The sequence below is a fragment of the Caballeronia sp. INML3B genome, from assembly GCF_023631305.1.
In the GTDB taxonomy this organism is placed as follows: domain Bacteria; phylum Pseudomonadota; class Gammaproteobacteria; order Burkholderiales; family Burkholderiaceae; genus Caballeronia; species Caballeronia turbans.
Genome location: NZ_JALQDI010000005.1, coordinates 57113 through 73211, shown reverse-complemented (window position 1 = coordinate 73211; position 16099 = coordinate 57113). Strand labels below are relative to the sequence as shown.

The window sequence follows — 16099 nt, the reverse complement described above, 5'->3', positions numbered from 1 at the left end:
CTCGCGAAGAAAACCCGGTGCTCGATGGCCGACGTGACGGGCAACCAGACCCGCCTCGATCGAACTTTTGCTGGGCGCTCCCGTCAGGCACACTATCGGCCTCATCGACGATGAAACGAAAAGAGGCCCGCGGCCTCTTTACACTCGGTTCGGGCGAGACGGAATGCCTCGCATAACGCCACGCCCGACCGCTATTCAATAATTATACCAACTCGCACCCCCGGTCCACGCTCCATGTCACGCCCCACGCTCGGCATCGCCATCATCACCCACAACGCCGCCGCGCGGCTCGCACAATGCCTTCAGGCGGTCTCCTTCGCCGACGAAATCGTCGTCATCGACGGCGGGAGCACCGACGCGACCGTGGGCATCGCCGAGGCGCATCGCGCGCGCGTGATCGAGGCGCGCGACTGGCCGGGCTTCGGCCCGCAGAAAAACCGCGCGCTCGACGCGCTCTCGACAGACTGGGTGCTCTCGATCGACGCCGACGAAATCGTGTCGCCGGAACTGGCGGCGTCCATCCAGGCGGCGATCACCGATCCGCAGGCAGACGTCTACGCGGTCGATCGCCTGTCGAGCTTTTGCGGCGTGTGGGTGAAGCACAGCGGCTGGTATCCCGACTGGATTCCGCGGCTCTTCCGGCGCGGCACGGCGCGCTTTTCGCCCGATCTCGTGCATGAGCGCCTCGTGCTGTCGACGGGCAAGCCGGTCGCCCGCCTCTCCGGCAAGCTGATGCACTACTCCTACGAGGATTTCGAAGCGGTGCTGCGCAAGCTGGATGCATACTCGACGGCGGGCGCGCAGCAACGTCATGCGGCCGGCAAACGTGGCGGCTTCGGCATCGCGCTCGCGCGCGGCGCGTGGGCGTTCGTGCGGACTTATGTGTTGCGGCGCGGCTTTCTGGACGGCAAGGCCGGCTTCATGATCGCGGTGTTCAACGCGCAGACGGTCTACTACCGGTTTCTGAAACTCGCGCACCTGAACCAGATGCGCTGAGCGTCTCAGCGCTTCGTGGCGATGTCGCGCGCAATGTCGATCAGCGCTCGCACGTGCGAATCGACACGGGTGTCGTAGCGCACCGCGTCATCCGGCACGCGCGCGGCGTCGCGCCGCGTTTCGATGGCATCGAGCACCGTGCGGCGCAGATCGCCGGCGTCGCCGGACTTGAAGACGTGCTTCGCGTGGTCCGCGATCGCATCGCAGCAGCCGATGCACGCCGGAAAGATCACCGGTGTGCCACACATGACCGATTCGATGCCGACGAGCCCGAACGGCTCGTAACTCGACGCGAGGATCGTGAAATCCGCTGCGCGATACGCATCCTCGATGTTCTTCGCATAACCGACGTAGCGCACGTTCGCCGCGGCCTTCTCCGGCGCGCGACCCGCGACGGCGATCACCACGTTCATGCCGGCGAGCGCCTTTTCGATCAGCGGCAAGCCCTTGCGTTCGTGACTGCTAGACGGAAAGAGCAGCACGGTCTCATCGGGTTTGAAACCGAAGCGTTCGCGCAGGCGTGCACGCGTAGCGGCATCGACCGGTGAGAAACGCGCGCCGTCGACGGGCGGATAAAGCACGCGGATTTTCCGGCTGTCGACGCCGTATAGCGCGCGCAGTTCGTCGCTCATCATGTCCGAATGCGCGACGATCACCTCGGCCTGAGCGTACTGGCGGCGTTCCAGCGCGATCTGCCGCGTGTCCGAGCGCTTCTCGCGCCGCCCGGTCGCGCGCAGAAAGCCGATGTGCGTGCCGCCGCAAATGGCGATCTCGGAACCTTCCACGCGATTGCAACCGATGAGCACATCGACCTTCGCACGTTTGCGCGCGCGCTTCAGCGCCCACGAGAAGTAGGCGTCGCGCAGCTTGCCCGGCAGAAACGACACCTTGATGCGATGCGCCTCGATCAGCCGGCTTTCGGCCAGCGACATATCGATCTTGCGCGCGAAGAACGCGGGCTTGCGCTTGCCGTCGAAGCCCGCGGCGGCGAGACCGCGCACGAGATCCATCGCATAGCGCTCGAGACCGCCGGAATGCTTCAGCGCATTCGCCGATATGCCGATGCGCATCAGTAGACGATTTCGATCGCGCTGCCCGCGAATTCACCGCGCAACGCCGTGATGAGTTCGTCGGTCGGCTTGACGCGCCATGCGTCACCGAGGCGCACTTCGCCTTCGGCGTGCTCGCTGCGATAGACGATGCTTACGTTCAGGCCGTTAGGAATGGGCGCGCTTTGGCGCGAACGTCCGTTATCGCGAGCGGGCGGCGCGGCAACAGGCGCCGGCGTTTCAGCGCCCGCCGCATGCGCCTCGAGCACACGGCGCAGGCGCAACGCATCGGCGTTGCCGTTCATCTCGACCTTCACCGACTGCGCATAGCGGCTGCGCGCGCGCTCGAGATCCATCGCCGTATCGACGGTGAAGCGAATGCCGCCCGTGAAGGCGTCGTTGCGCGCCTGACCTTGCACGACGAGCAACTCGTCTTCCTTGAAGAGCGCCTTGTTCGCTTCGAACTGCTCGTTGAAGACGGTGACTTCGCACTGCCCGCTGCCATCGTCGAGATTGACGATCAGCATCTTGCCCCGCTGCGTCATCTGCGTGCGCATCGCCGAAATGACGCCCGCGACCAGCTTGTCGCGCCCTTCCTTCAACTCGCCGATTTTCTGGCGCACGAAGCGTCGCACTTCGCCTTTGTAGGCATCGAAGAGATGCCCCGACAGATAGAAGCCGAGCGCGGTCTTCTCTTCCTGCAAGCGCTTCTTGTCCGACCACTCGGGTTCGTCGACATATTCGTGTTTCGCGAGCGGCGCGTCGCCCATGTCGAAAAGGCCGGCCTGCATCGCGTTGGCGGCGGCCTGATCGGCGGCTTCCATCGCGAGCGGCACCGATGCGAGCAGTTGCGCACGATTCGCATGCACCGTGTCGAACGCGCCCGAGCGGATCAGCGCTTCCACCGTGCGACGATTCACGACACGACGGTCTATGCGCTCGCAGAAGTCGAACAGATCGACGAACGGGCCGTCCTCGCGCGCGCGCAGGATTTCCTCGATCGCGTTCTGACCGCTGCCCTTTACCGCGCCGAGACCATAGCGAATGGTTTTCGAGCGCTTGCCGTCGGCTTGCGCAACCGGCTCGAAGCGATACGCCGAGCGGTTGATGTCCGGCGGCAGCACCGCCATGCCGTTCGCGATGCAGTCCTCGAAGAGGATCTTCACCTTGTCGGTGTCGTCCATGGCGAGCGACATGTTGGCCGCCATGAATTCAGCCGGATGATGCGCCTTCAGCCACGCCGTGTGATACGCGAGCAACGCATAGGCGGCCGCGTGCGACTTGTTGAAGCCGTAGCCAGCGAACTTCTCCATCAAGTCGAAGGTCTCGTCCGCCTTCTCGCGCGTGAGGCCGTTCTTCGCCGCGCCTTCCGCGAAAATCTCGCGATGCTTCGCCATTTCCTCCGGCTTCTTCTTGCCCATCGCGCGACGCAGCAAGTCCGCGCCGCCGAGCGAGTAGCCGCCGATGATCTGCGCCATCTGCATCACCTGCTCCTGATAGACCATGATGCCGTAGGTCTCTTTCAGAACAGGCTCGACTCGCGGGTCCGGATATTCGACGATCTCCCGCCCGTGCTTGCGCGCGCAGAAGCTCGGGATCAGGTCCATCGGGCCCGGACGATACAACGCCACGAGCGCGATGATGTCCTCGAAGCGATCCGGCTGCGCGTCCTTCAGCATGCCTTGCATGCCGCGGCTTTCGAGCTGGAACACAGCGACGGTGTTTGCTTTCTTGAGGATCGAGAACGACGCCGGATCGTCGAGCGGCACCTGCGAGAGATTCCAGTCCTTTTTCGACGGATCGAGCCGGCGAATATAGCGCTCGGCCCAGTCGAGAATGGTGAGCGTGGTCAGGCCCAGAAAGTCGAACTTCACGAGGCCGACGGCTTCCACGTCGTCCTTGTCGTACTGGCTGACGACGCCGCCGTCCTCGCCTTGCGTATAGAGCGGACAGAAATCCGTGAGCTTGCCCGGCGCGATCAGCACGCCGCCCGCGTGCATGCCGACGTTACGCGTGAGCCCTTCCACGCGCTGCGCGAGTTCGAGCAGCTGATGCACTTCGTCTTCGCTGTCGAAGCGTTCCTGCAGAGTCGGCTCTTCCTTCAGCGCATCCGCGATGGTCACGTGCTTGCCCGGCTTGAACGGAATCAGCTTCGCGATGCCGTCCGTGAACATGTAGCCGAGATCGAGCACGCGGCCGATGTCGCGTACCGCGGCCTTCGCGGCCATCGTCCCGAAGGTCGCGATCTGCGAGACCGCATCTGCGCCGTACTTTCCCTTCACATACTGGATGACGCGGTCGCGCCCTTCCTGACAGAAGTCGATATCGAAGTCGGGCATCGACACGCGTTCCGGATTCAGGAAGCGCTCGAACAGCAGGTTGTAGCGCAGCGGATCGAGGTCCGTGATGCCGAGCGCATACGCGACCAGCGAGCCCGCGCCCGAACCGCGCCCCGGGCCGACCGGCACGCCATTGTTCTTCGCCCACATGATGAAGTCGGCGACGATCAGGAAGTAGCCCGGAAAGCCCATCTTGATGATCGTGCCGCACTCGAAGTCGAGGCGCGCGTAGTACGTTTCGCGCTGCGCTTCACGTTCGGCTTCATCCGGATAAAGCTGTTGCAGACGGACTTCGAGACCTTCCTTCGACAACTGCACGAGGTAGTCGTCGAGCGACATGCCATCGGGTGTCGGGAAAAGCGGCAGCTTCGGCTTGCCGAGTTCGAGCGTCAGATTGCAGCGCTTCGCGATCTCGACCGTGTTCGCGAGCGCCGACGGAATGTCGGCGAAGAGCGCGCACATCTCGTCCTGCGTGCGGAAATACTGATCGTTCGTGAAGCGCTTCTGACGACGCGGATTGGCGAGAATGTCGCCTTCGGAAATGCACACGCGCGCTTCGTGCGCGGTGTAGTCGTCGGGCGTCATGAACTGCAGCGGATGCGTCGCGACCACGGGCAGCTTCAGCTTCGCGGCGAGCTTGACCGCTTCCTGAACGTAGGCCTGCTCACCCGGCAGACCCGCGCGTTGCAACTCGATGTAGAACGCGTTCGGAAAAAGTGCCGTCCAGCGCTCGGCGTTGCGTTGCGCGCCGGCTGCATTGCCTGCCGCGAGTGCCATGCCGATGTCGCCCGTCTGCGCGCCCGAGAGCGCGAGCAGTCCTTGGGCCAGGCCTTCTTCGAGCCATTCGACCATCACCTCGGCGCGGCCGCGATACTGGTTCGTCAGCCATGCGCGGCTCAACAGCTCGCACAGATTGAGATAGCCCTGCTTGTCGCGCACGAGGAGCAGCAGGCGCGAGGGCTTGTCGCGATCGGCGGGATTCGTGATCCAGACATCGCAGCCCGCGATGGGCTTGACGCCATTACCGCGCGCTTCCTTGTAGAAGCGCACGAGGCCGAACGCGTTGCCGAGATCGGTCAGCGCAAGCGCGCCTTGCCCGTCTTTTGCGGCAGCCTTGACGACGTCGTCCAGCCGCACGATGCCGTCGGCGATCGAGAATTCGGAGTGGACGCGGAGATGAACGAAGCGGGGATCTGACATGGCGGTATTGTACATGCGGGATACACGCGAAAACGGGCGCGGCGAAGCGCGTTGGCCGAACGGATAAGGCCTGCGCGCACGCCCGACATTGCGCACGCGCAAGACCCGGCGACACGGCAGATCGAATCCCGGAGAGCCACGCGCCGTTTGCGGGATAATACGTGTTTTGCGCGCGTTTCATCCGCGCACTTTTTACCCGTTACAGCCGTTTGCGCGTCATCCGATCATGAGCATTCTGAATCTCTCCGCCTACAAATTCGTCACCATCGAGGACGGCCCCGCGTGGCGGCCGCTCGTCACCGAACGCTGCAACGCGCTCGGCCTGAAAGGCACGATTCTGCTGGCGCCGGAGGGCATCAATCTTTTCATTGCCGGTCCGATTGCCGAAGTCCGCGAATTCATCGACTACATTCGGACGGATGCCCTCTTCGGCGGCCGTTTCGCCGATCTGCAGTTCAAGGAAAGCCTCTCCGCGAAGCAGCCGTTTCGCCGCATGCTCGTGAAGCTCAAGCGCGAAATCATCACGATGAAAAAGCCCGCGATCAAGCCGGAACTCGGCCGCGCGCCTTCCGTCGACGCGCCCACGCTGAAAGCCTGGCTCGACCGCGGCCATGACGACGAAGGTCGTCCGGTCGTGATGCTCGACACGCGCAACGCGTTCGAAGTGGACGTCGGCACGTTCGACAACGCGCTCGATTACCGCATCACGAAATTCAGCGAGTTTCCCGAGGTGATCGAGCAAAATCGTGCGGATCTGCAGGACAAGACCGTCGTGTCGTTCTGCACCGGCGGAATCCGCTGCGAAAAGGCCGCGATTCACATGAAGGAAGTCGGCATCGAGCACGTTTATCAGCTCGAAGGCGGCATTTTGAAGTACTTCGAGGAAGTGGGCGGCGCGCATTACACCGGCGAATGCTTCGTGTTCGATTACCGTACGGCGCTCGATCCGAACCTGCAGCCCACCGCGACCGCGCAGTGCTTCGGCTGTCGCGCGGTGGTGTCGGTCGAAGATCAGATGTCGCCGTTCTACAAGCCAGGCGAAACGTGCCCGGCTTGCCATCCCGACGCAAAGGTCAGCCGCGCGGCCTAGAGATCGACAAGAGCCCGATGACCTATCGCGGCCGCTTCGCGCCCTCGCCCACTGGACCGCTGCACGCGGGTTCTCTCGTCAGCGCGCTCGCGAGTTTTCTCGATGCCCGCGCGCACGGCGGAAGCTGGATCGTGCGCATCGAGGATGTCGATGCGCCGCGCACCGTGCCCGGGGCCGCCGATGAAATCCTCGCGACGCTCGCGCATTTCGGTATGCCTTCGGACGAACCGCCGGTCTGGCAAAGCGAGCGCGGCGATGCATATCAGGCCGCGTTCGAACGTCTTCAGGCGGCAGGCTTCATCTATCCCTGCGGCTGCACGCGACGCGAAATCGCGGATTCGCTGGTGCACGCGCACGCGCGCCATGCGACGCTCGCCTATCCGGGAACATGCCGCGGCGGCCTGCATGGCAAGCCCGCGCGCGCATGGCGGCTGCGCGTGCCGGATGGCGATGCGGCGGTCGTTACGTTCGTCGATCGCTGGCAAGGACCGCAAACGCAGAATCTCGCAACCGAGGTCGGCGATTTCGCGCTAAAGCGCGCGGACGGGCTGTGGGCATATCAACTGGCGGTCGTCGTCGATGACGCCGACGCCGGAATCACGCACATCGTGCGCGGCGCGGATCTGCTCGATTCGACCGCGCGGCAGATCTATCTCCAGCGCTGCCTCGGTGTGCCGACGCCGGCTTATCTGCATGTGGCCGTCGTCAACAACGACGTCGGCGAGAAACTGAGCAAGCAGACGGGCGCGGCGCCGCTCGATCGGCACGCGCCTCTCCAGGCGCTCGTCGCAGCGGCGCGGCATCTGGGCATCGATGTCTCGACCGATTCCCTCGACACGTTCTACAGCGCCGCGACGGCCGAATGGGCGAAGCGCTTCGCGCGCTAGATTCGTCGCCCGAAAGCAAAAAAGGCAGCCGCGCGGGCTGCCTTTTTTCGTTCGGCGTCAGGAACTCACGACGACTTGCGCGGCATCCCAAGCCCACCGAGCAACGCCGCGAGCGGCTGTTTCGGCGCGCTTTTGCGCTCGGGTTCGACCGTTTCCTCGTGACGCTTCATCGCCGAAGGCGACGGCTCGTACGGCTTCAGGAAAAATTCGTCGACGGGCTGCTGACGGCCACGCGGGCGATCGTGCGCGCCCGCCGGACGGCGCCGCGAACCAGATTCGTCGCGCGAGGCATGACGATGCTCGGTCCGCTCCGGGCGGCCCAAGCGCTCATCGCGACGCGGCGCCGATCCGTCGCGGCGCGCACGCTGCGTCACTTCGAGAGTTTCGACTTCGAGCGGACGCTTGATCAGTTTCTCGATGTCCGCGAGCTGCTTGCGCTCGTTCGCGCTACACAGCGACAGCGCATCGCCCGACGCACCCGCACGCCCGGTTCTGCCGATACGGTGCACGTAATCTTCCGCGTTGAACGGCAAATCGAAATTGATGACGGCCGGCAACTCGGCGATATCGAGACCGCGCGCCGCGACGTCGGTGGCGACGAGCGCCTCGATCTCGCCCCGCTTGAACGCGTCGAGCGCCTGCATGCGCTCGCCCTGCGTGCGGTCGCCGTGAATCGCCGTCGCAACGATGCCGTCGCGCTCCAGCACGCGCGCGAGCCGGCTCGCGCCGATCTTGCTGTTGCAGAACACGATGACCTGCTTCAACTCGCGCTCGCGAATGAGTTGCGAGACCGCGCCGGACTTGTCGCTTTCATGCACCTCGAAGACGATCTGGCGCACGTTGGTGGCGGTCGAATTGCTGCGCGCGACTTCGATCGTCTGCGGATTGCGCAAGTACGTGGACGCGAGCTTCTTGATTTCCGGCGAGAACGTCGCCGAGAAGAGCAGCGTCTGACGCTCCTTCGGCAACAGATTCAGGATGCGCTGCAGGTCGGGCAGGAAGCCCATGTCCAGCATGCGGTCGGCTTCGTCGAGAACGAGCATCTGCACTTGGCCGAGATTGACCGTCTTCTGCTGCACGTGATCCAGCAGACGCCCGGGCGTCGCGATCAGGATCTCGACGCCGCGGCGCAACGCATCGGACTGCGGGTTCATATCGACGCCGCCGAACACCACCGTGCTGCGCAGCGGTGTGTGCTTCGAGTAAGTCTGCACGTTGGCGGCGACCTGGTCGGCGAGCTCGCGCGTCGGCGTGAGCATCAGCGCGCGCACCGGATGGCGCGCGGGCGAGGCGCTCGTGTTCGCCGAGGGCAGCAGGCGCTGAATGATCGGCAGCGAGAAGCTCGCGGTCTTGCCGGTGCCGGTCTGCGCGGCGCCCATGACATCGCGGCCCGCGAGGACGACCGGAATCGCCTGCGCCTGGATCGGCGTGGGCGTGGTGTAGCCGGACTCGCTCACCGCTTTCAGGATGTCGGCGGACAATCCGAACTGGTCGAACGTCGGCGCGTCGGCCCCTGCGGTGGACGTGTTCGTGGCGGCGGAATCGGACATGGTGACTATATTGGCTTTCGCTAAAGTGCCGCTCGATGCGGCGCGCGTAAAAAATCGGTCGAATCGTTCGGTCGATCGTCGCGACCGGTTGCTTACGCGGATGGGTTTCGTTGGCGCACGCGGCGCATCAATCAGGCACGAAGTGCGCGCTAGACGGGGCGGCCTGTTTCGAGCCTGACTCGCCCGTTCCGGTACGCGAGCCCGCGCTCCGATAGGACACGGCTTCGATGACGCCTTCAAGGCACGCGGCATCGCCGATTTTCTGGAGCGGCGGTTCGCTCGAGGCCCGTGTACCGCTCAAGCCGGCATCGAACGGCGATGCCGGAAAATCCGGAATCCGGTCCGGCAACGATTTCACAGCCGGAAAGCCGCACATTGTAGCACCGCACGCCAGTACGCTCGCGCGGCGCGACAGCGCGGTCCGACCTTCTTCCATCATGCTGCGCGCCTACTTCTTGCGCGCCTCGCAATCCGCGAGCAGGGGCGGCGAGTCCTTCGCGGCCATTTCGTCGTACAGGTTCGCCTGCGAGCCCTTGGTCCACCACGTGTACTGATCGGCGACGTATCTCGCGCCGGATCCCGCGACCACGTTGACGAACAGCAGCTTGCGCCCGTCGACGGTCAGCGCCGCGAAACTCTGACGATTGCGCGTGTTCGTGTACTGCACCGACACGCTTTTGCCGTCCTTGCAGTCGTAGCGGGTCGTCTGCGTCGACGCGGTCTGGATCTGCGGCACGGTGAGCGGCATTGCAAAGGCCGATTGCGTGACGAGCAATGCGAACGTGAGTGCGATGGGTTTCTTCATCATCCGATTTGCGATGGTTTCGAAGTCGATGCGAGCGCAGCGATCACGGATCGATCACGTCCGCGCATGCGTCGGTCGGCGCCGCCGCGACATGCCCAACGACCGGCACGATCTTCAGTCCCGCCGAGGCGATACGGCACGGCGCCGCGGCAAGCCCGCAGCCTGAAAGTCCCAGCGAAACCGCGACGAGCGCGGCCAGTGCTTTCCATATCACGTTCTCGCTCCCGCCGGCGCCTGTGGGCCGGTCATCTGGCCGAAACCGGCCGCACCTTGGACGCCGCGAGTTTCGCGCGCTCGCGCGCCTCGTCGGTGTCGGCCCCCGTCGCCAGCGCGACGCCCATGCGGCGCTTCACGAAGCTCTCCGGCTTGCCGAACAGCCGCACATCCGCGCCCGGCACGGCGAGCGCTTGCGCCACGCCCTCGAACGCGATGCCCGCTTCATCCAGACCGCCGTAGATCACCGCGGACGCGCCCGGCTCGCGCAGGGCGGTATCGACCGGCAAGCCGAGAATCGCGCGTGCATGCAATTCGAACTCGGAGAAGCGCTGCGTCGCGAGCGTGACGAGGCCGGTGTCGTGCGGACGCGGGCTCACTTCGGAGAACCAGACGTCGTCGCCGCGCACGAAGAGCTCGACGCCGAAGAGCCCGCGCCCGCCGAGCGCGGTCGTCACCTTCGCGGCGACATCGCGCGCTTTCTCGAGCGCGGCGGGGCTCATCGCCTGCGGCTGCCACGATTCGACGTAATCGCCCGCGACCTGCACGTGCCCGATCGGATCGCAGAAGTAAGTTTGCGTTTCGCCGCTCGCGGGGTCCGCCGCCCGCACGGTGAGCTGCGTGATTTCGTATTCGAAGTCGATGAAGCCCTCGACAATCACGCGTCCGTAATTCACGCGCCCGCCTGCCATCGCGTAATTCCATGCCGGTTCGACGTCGGCATCGCTGCGCAGCACCGACTGCCCCTTGCCCGACGAGGACATCACCGGCTTCACGACGCACGGAAAGCCGATCTTCGCGATCGCCGCCTTCATCTCGTCGAGCGATTGCGCGAACGCATAGGGCGATGTCGGCAGGCCGAGCTCCTCGGCGGCGAGGCGCCGGATGCCTTCGCGGTTCATCGTGAGCTGCGTGGCGCGCGCCGTCGGGATGACGGTCGCGAGTTTCGCCGCTTCTATTTCGGCGAGCGCGTCTGTCGCGATCGCCTCGATCTCCGGCACGATCAGATGCGGCTGCTCCTTCTCGACGAGCGCGCGCAGCGCCGCGGCGTCGGTCATGTCGATCACGTGCGCACGATGCGCAACCTGATGCCCCGGCGCGTTCGCATAGCGGTCGACCGCGATCACTTCCACGCCCAGGCGCTGCAACGCGATGATCACTTCCTTGCCGAGTTCGCCCGCGCCGAGCAGCATCACGCGGGTCGCGTTGGCGGAAAGCGGCGTGCCGATGCGCCACGCATCAGGACGGATTGAATCGGTCTGCATGAGTGCTCCAGGGATCGATCGGTGACGAGGCCAATAAAGCCGAAAGCGGCGGAATTGGGCGCGATGTTAACACGCAGCGCCGACCGTAACACTCTGCCGTCCGGTCTATTGACAGCGTCCTCGCAAACCGTGTTGACACGAAAATGTCGACGGGAATTCCCGCGCATTGCCGATCGATGACAGCCGCGGACGGTCAAGTCGAACATTTTGTTGCTCGTGGGCGCTAGACAAATAGTAGGACGCGTGCGATACCCTTACGGTTTCGCCTGCTTCAGGATCATCGATGCCCATGCATTTCCTTCGCGCATACGCTCTTCGTTCGGCGCGCTCATCGTCAGGTTTCCTGTCGCGCCGCAAAGCGGCGCTTTCGCTGGCGTCCCGCGCGTGCGCATTCGTCGTCGCGGCGACGGTCGTCTCCGGCTGCGCGCTGCCGAAGCACCCCGATGCGAGCGCGCCGCCCACCGATCCTTATAATCCTGCCGCCACGCAATTACTCGACGACACGCAATGGGAGCTCACGAGCTGGACCGACGCGAGCGGCCAGCCGCGCGCGGTGCCGCACGCGGGCGAGAGCGACGCGCGGCCGATCACGCTCGATTTCTCGACCGCGAATGGTCATCGCCAGGCGAGCGGTTTTTCGGGCTGCAACCGTTTCGCGGGCGCATACGCACTGAAGGACGGCAAGCTCACGTTCGGCCCGCTCGCCGGCACGCGCATGGCGTGCGTGCAGGGTGCGGGCGCCGCGCTGGAGCGGCCCTATCTCGAGGCGCTTGCGCATATCGCGAAAAGCGGCGTGCAGATGAACCCGCCGCAAACGCTGCAACTGACGCTCGACGACGGTCAGGTGCTCATCTTCTCGGCTCGCGCGAAGTGATGTGTTGCGTACATGCGGCACGCGTGTCGTGCCTGCGCGGCGCCCGCGCGGTTGCCGTTAAACTGCTCGATCGAACAGTCCGGCCGGCAGGCGCGGCCGAGTGGCAGTCTCCGGGTCACAACCTGATTCGTTTCACCCAACATTGATTCAATCTCAAGCATGCACATGGTAGTTCTCGGCTGGTTCGGTGCATCGGTCGTCTGGTTTCTTCCGCTCTTCTGGCGCATTGTCAAGCTCGCGCTGCCGGGCAGCGCAGGCGTGCGCGGCCCCGGCACGATCCGCCTCTGGCTCGGCTTTATCGGAGTACTGCTCGCGAGCAGCACGCTGGAAGGCGCGCTCGCAAACTCACTCGAAACGCAGGTGAACATCAACCGCTGCGGGCGCGCGCTCGCCACAGCGTTGAGCGGACCCGCGCATCTGGGCGGCGCAGCCGCGCTCGCGGCAATCGTGCTCGCGATATGCCTGCCGTGGCTGATCGAATTCAGCTGGAGTTCGGTGCTCGCATGGGCGGACGAAGCGTTCGGCTTCGGCCTGCCGCAAAGCTGGCTCACGCCGCGCGAACGCCAAAGCGAGTCGCGACAAAGTTCGCCCAGCCGCGACAAGACTCGCAACAAGGCGGGCAACTGGTTCGAACGGCGCGCGCACGCAAGAGCCGCGCGCGATACGCAGGAACGCGCTCATCGCGCGGAGCGTTTCGATGCGCCGCCGCCGCGCACGTCGCACGACGAGCCGACGCTCGGTCTTCCGACCGCCCCCCGGAGCAGCCGTTATCAGCGGCCGACCGTGTGGCGCCCGCCTTCGAACGGCAAGAGTGCCAAACGCACGTCGATGGCCACCGCGAGCGCCATCGCCACCGCCGAGGCTTACGCGAAGCGCCCCGCGTTCGAGGCGGCCGGTGTCCCGCGTCCGGTGACGCAGATCGAGCCGGTCGCGCCTTCGGACTGGCTGAATCCGTCGGCGTCATCGGCGAATCGCGAGGCCAGCGCGCCGTTCGGGGCGCGTCGGGCGTCCGCGTTCGAACCTTCGGGCTCGGGCTTGCGCGCGTCTGTCGCCGTCGACAAGCCGCGCATGTCCGCGCCGCCGACGCCCGCGCCTCGCATGGATCGCCCGCGCAGTCCGGTGACGTCGATGCCCGCGCAACGGCCGTCAGGCGCGGCGAGCATATCCACGTCCGTCGCGACGGGCGTGAGCGCCGCGCGTAGAACGCCTCTGCCTCAGGCGCCACAGGGCTTCCGACGTGCGCCATCCGTGCATCCCTCCGCGGTCGGTGCGACGCGTGAATTCGCGCCGACACCGCTCGCCGCACCGGCGTTCTCGCGGCCGGCCACACCGCTCGGGCCGCCCACGCCGCCGCCCGCGCCCGAAGCGATTCAGGCGACGTTGCGATCCATCGAGGAGAAAACCGCGCTGTGGACGTCGCTCGCGGGCGCGAGTCTCGCTCGCGGACATGTGGCGATGGCGCGGGCCGGTCAGCCCGACGTTCAGCCGAACGCCGAGGAGGTGAAAGCGTCGACGACAGCCGACGAAGGCATCGTCGGAACGGTGCCCGAACCGCGCATCGAGCCGCAGCCGCAGGTGCCGCCGCCCGAAAAGGCCCGGGAAATCGAAGCGCGCATCGAGCCCGCGGCGCCCGTGCCCGCACCGATCCAGCAATTCGACGCGGCCATCGAGGCTGTGACGCCGCAGCCCGAACGGGTCCGGGAAGTCCTTCCGCACATCGAGCCGATGGCACCCGCGCCCGAAAAGGTCCAGGAAACCGAAGTGCGCATCGAGCCGCCTTTGATCGACGCGCACGTGATCGCCCCCGCGCTTGTCGAGCCGCCGCCGCTCTTCGACTTGCGTCTGCCGGAACCGCCGGCCCCCGCCGAGCCGAACGCGGCCGAGGCAAACGCAACGCAAGCGCCCACGCGCATTCACTTGCCGTCCGAACCGGCACTGCCTCGCCCGGCCGAGACGGCGGCGCTTCCGCCCGTCGCGCGACAGCCGGAACAAGCACAGGACTCGCGCGATCTCGCGCCGACGCCGCCGTGGCTCGACATGCCCGAGTCCCGCGCAGCCCACAGCGAGCCCCCTGCCCCGCCGCTCTTGCGCGTCGCCGACGAGCCGGACGATGTGCTCGACATGCCGGAGGACGAGCCGCAACCCGTCGCCGAGCGCCAGGTCGCCGGCGACGAATTCGCATCGCCGTCGAACATCGTGCGCTTTCCGGTCGTCGCGGCCGCCCCGGTCGTCGCGCCTCCCGTCACGAGTCAGCAGGCCGCGACGCCGCCCTCCTCGCCCGAACCGCGCCCGCCGGTGCGCGGCTCCGCGCCGACCGAGTTCGAGTTCCATGCGCCGCACGCGTCGGCGGTGGAATTGCCGACGCTCGATCTGCTCGAACCCGCGTCCGGCGAAATCGAGCCCGTCTCCGAGGAGCATCTGAACGAAACCGGCCAGTTGATCGAGCAGCGTTTACAAGAATTCAAGGTGCCGGTGACGGTGGTCGGCGCGTCCGCCGGTCCGGTCATCACGCGCTTCGAGGTCGAGCCGGCGCTCGGCGTGCGCGGCAGCCAGATCGTCGGGCTGATGAAGGATCTGTCGCGCGGCCTCGGCCTCACGTCGATCCGCGTCGTCGAAACGATTCCCGGCAAGACCTGCATGGGCCTCGAACTGCCGAACGCGAAGCGCCAGATGATCCGCCTCTCGGAGATTCTCGAGGACGACGTCTATCGAACGTCGAAGTCGAATCTGACGATCGCGATGGGCAAGGACATCGTCGGCAATCCGGTCGTAACGGACCTCGCGCGCGCGCCGCACATGCTGGTCGCGGGCACGACGGGCTCGGGCAAGTCGGTCGCGATCAACGCGATGATCCTCTCGCTGCTCTACAAGGCGAAGCCCGAGGACGTGCGCCTCATCATGATCGATCCGAAGATGCTGGAGCTGTCGGTCTATGAAGGCATTCCGCATCTGCTCGCGCCGGTCGTCACCGACATGAAACTCGCGTCGAACGCGCTCAACTGGTGCGTCGGCGAAATGGAGAAGCGTTACCGGCTGATGTCGGCGGTCGGCGTGCGCAACCTGCAAGGCTTCAACCAGAAGATCCGCAATACCGAGGCCGCAGGCAAGAAGCTCACGAACCCGTTCTCGCTCACGCCCGACGCGCCCGAGCCGCTGTCCACGCTGCCGCTCATCGTCGTGGTCATCGACGAGCTCGCGGATCTGATGATGGTCGCGGGCAAGCAGATCGAGCAGTTGATCGCGCGTCTCGCGCAGAAGGCGCGCGCGGCCGGCATCCACCTGATTCTCGCGACGCAGCGGCCGTCCGTCGACGTGATCACCGGCCTCATCAAGGCGAACATTCCGACGCGCGTGGCGTTCCAGGTCTCGTCGAAGATCGATTCGCGCACGATCCTCGACCAGATGGGCGCGGAATCGCTGCTCGGCGCGGGCGACATGCTGTTCCTTCCGCCCGGAACTGGCTATCCGCAGCGCGTTCACGGCGCGTTCGTCGCGGACGACGAAGTGCATCGCGTGGTCGAGCATCTGAAGCAGTTCGGCGAGCCGGAGTACGAGGAAGGCATTCTGTCCGGCCCGACCTCCGAAGGTGGCGGCGCCCAGGATCTCTTCGGCGAAACACCCGACGCCGAAGCCGATCCGCTCTACGACGAAGCCGTCGCCTTTGTCGTGCGCACGCGCCGCGCGTCGATTTCGTCGGTGCAGCGGCAGTTGCGCATCGGCTATAACCGCGCGGCTCGCCTCGTCGAACAGATGGAAGCGGCCGGCCTCGTCTCGTCGATGAGCAACAACGGCAACCGCGAAGTGCTCGCGCCGCCCGGCCCGGCGGACTGA

At 65.7% G+C, this 16099-nt stretch carries 12 protein-coding genes; 5 read left to right on the top strand and 7 right to left on the bottom strand.

The window, feature by feature from the left end:
• Positions 1–234: 234 nt before the first annotated feature.
• Positions 235–996, top strand: coding sequence for a glycosyltransferase family 2 protein (locus NCS58_RS05165; protein WP_250538025.1), 762 nt, complete (start codon positions 235–237; stop codon positions 994–996).
• Between the two features lie 5 nt (positions 997–1001).
• Here NCS58_RS05165 and NCS58_RS05160 read toward each other — a convergent pair whose 3' ends face one another.
• Entirely contained in the window at positions 1002–2066 is a 1065-nt protein-coding gene (locus tag NCS58_RS05160; protein WP_061119942.1) for a glycosyltransferase family 4 protein, read from the bottom strand.
• The gene (gene dnaE / locus NCS58_RS05155) at positions 2066–5599 is read right to left on the bottom strand and encodes a DNA polymerase III subunit alpha (RefSeq protein ID WP_061119951.1); all 3534 of its coding nucleotides are present in this window, start codon (positions 5597–5599) and stop codon (positions 2066–2068) included. The genes NCS58_RS05160 and dnaE overlap by 1 nt, the downstream gene beginning before the upstream one ends.
• A 211-nt stretch (positions 5600–5810) precedes the next feature.
• Between dnaE and NCS58_RS05150 the strand changes: the two genes are divergently transcribed.
• Entirely contained in the window at positions 5811–6674 is an 864-nt protein-coding gene (locus tag NCS58_RS05150) for a sulfurtransferase (protein ID WP_250476489.1), read from the top strand.
• A 17-nt stretch (positions 6675–6691) separates the two neighbouring features.
• Positions 6692–7561: a tRNA glutamyl-Q(34) synthetase GluQRS gene (gene gluQRS / locus NCS58_RS05145; RefSeq protein ID WP_061119943.1), complete on the top strand. Its 870-nt coding sequence runs from the start codon at positions 6692–6694 to the stop codon at positions 7559–7561.
• A 65-nt stretch (positions 7562–7626) separates the two neighbouring features.
• On the opposite strand, the gene NCS58_RS05140 is transcribed toward gluQRS, so the two are convergent.
• From NCS58_RS05140 to purT, 5 genes are all read right to left on the bottom strand, one after another.
• Positions 7627–9111, bottom strand: a complete 1485-nt coding sequence (locus tag NCS58_RS05140) for a DEAD/DEAH box helicase (RefSeq protein WP_061121760.1) — start codon at positions 9109–9111, stop codon at positions 7627–7629.
• Between the two features lie 127 nt (positions 9112–9238).
• Complete coding sequence (locus tag NCS58_RS05135; RefSeq protein WP_250538024.1) at positions 9239–9550, bottom strand: hypothetical protein; 312 nt, start codon at positions 9548–9550, stop codon at positions 9239–9241.
• Between the two features lie 9 nt (positions 9551–9559).
• Positions 9560–9919 (bottom strand): MliC family protein, encoded by a 360-nt coding sequence (locus NCS58_RS05130; protein WP_409219256.1) that lies wholly within the window; start codon positions 9917–9919, stop codon positions 9560–9562.
• Between the two features lie 40 nt (positions 9920–9959).
• Positions 9960–10130, bottom strand: a complete 171-nt coding sequence (locus tag NCS58_RS05125) for a DUF6726 family protein (protein WP_250476486.1) — start codon at positions 10128–10130, stop codon at positions 9960–9962.
• A 31-nt stretch (positions 10131–10161) separates the two neighbouring features.
• Positions 10162–11394, bottom strand: coding sequence for a formate-dependent phosphoribosylglycinamide formyltransferase (gene purT, locus NCS58_RS05120; RefSeq protein ID WP_061121762.1), 1233 nt, complete (start codon positions 11392–11394; stop codon positions 10162–10164).
• A 283-nt stretch (positions 11395–11677) separates the two neighbouring features.
• Between purT and NCS58_RS05115 the strand changes: the two genes are divergently transcribed.
• Both NCS58_RS05115 and NCS58_RS05110 read left to right on the top strand, forming a co-directional pair.
• Positions 11678–12268 (top strand): META domain-containing protein, encoded by a 591-nt coding sequence (locus NCS58_RS05115; RefSeq protein ID WP_250538023.1) that lies wholly within the window; start codon positions 11678–11680, stop codon positions 12266–12268.
• Positions 12269–12427: 159 nt separating this feature from the next.
• Entirely contained in the window at positions 12428–16099 is a 3672-nt protein-coding gene (locus NCS58_RS05110) for a DNA translocase FtsK (RefSeq protein WP_250538022.1), read from the top strand.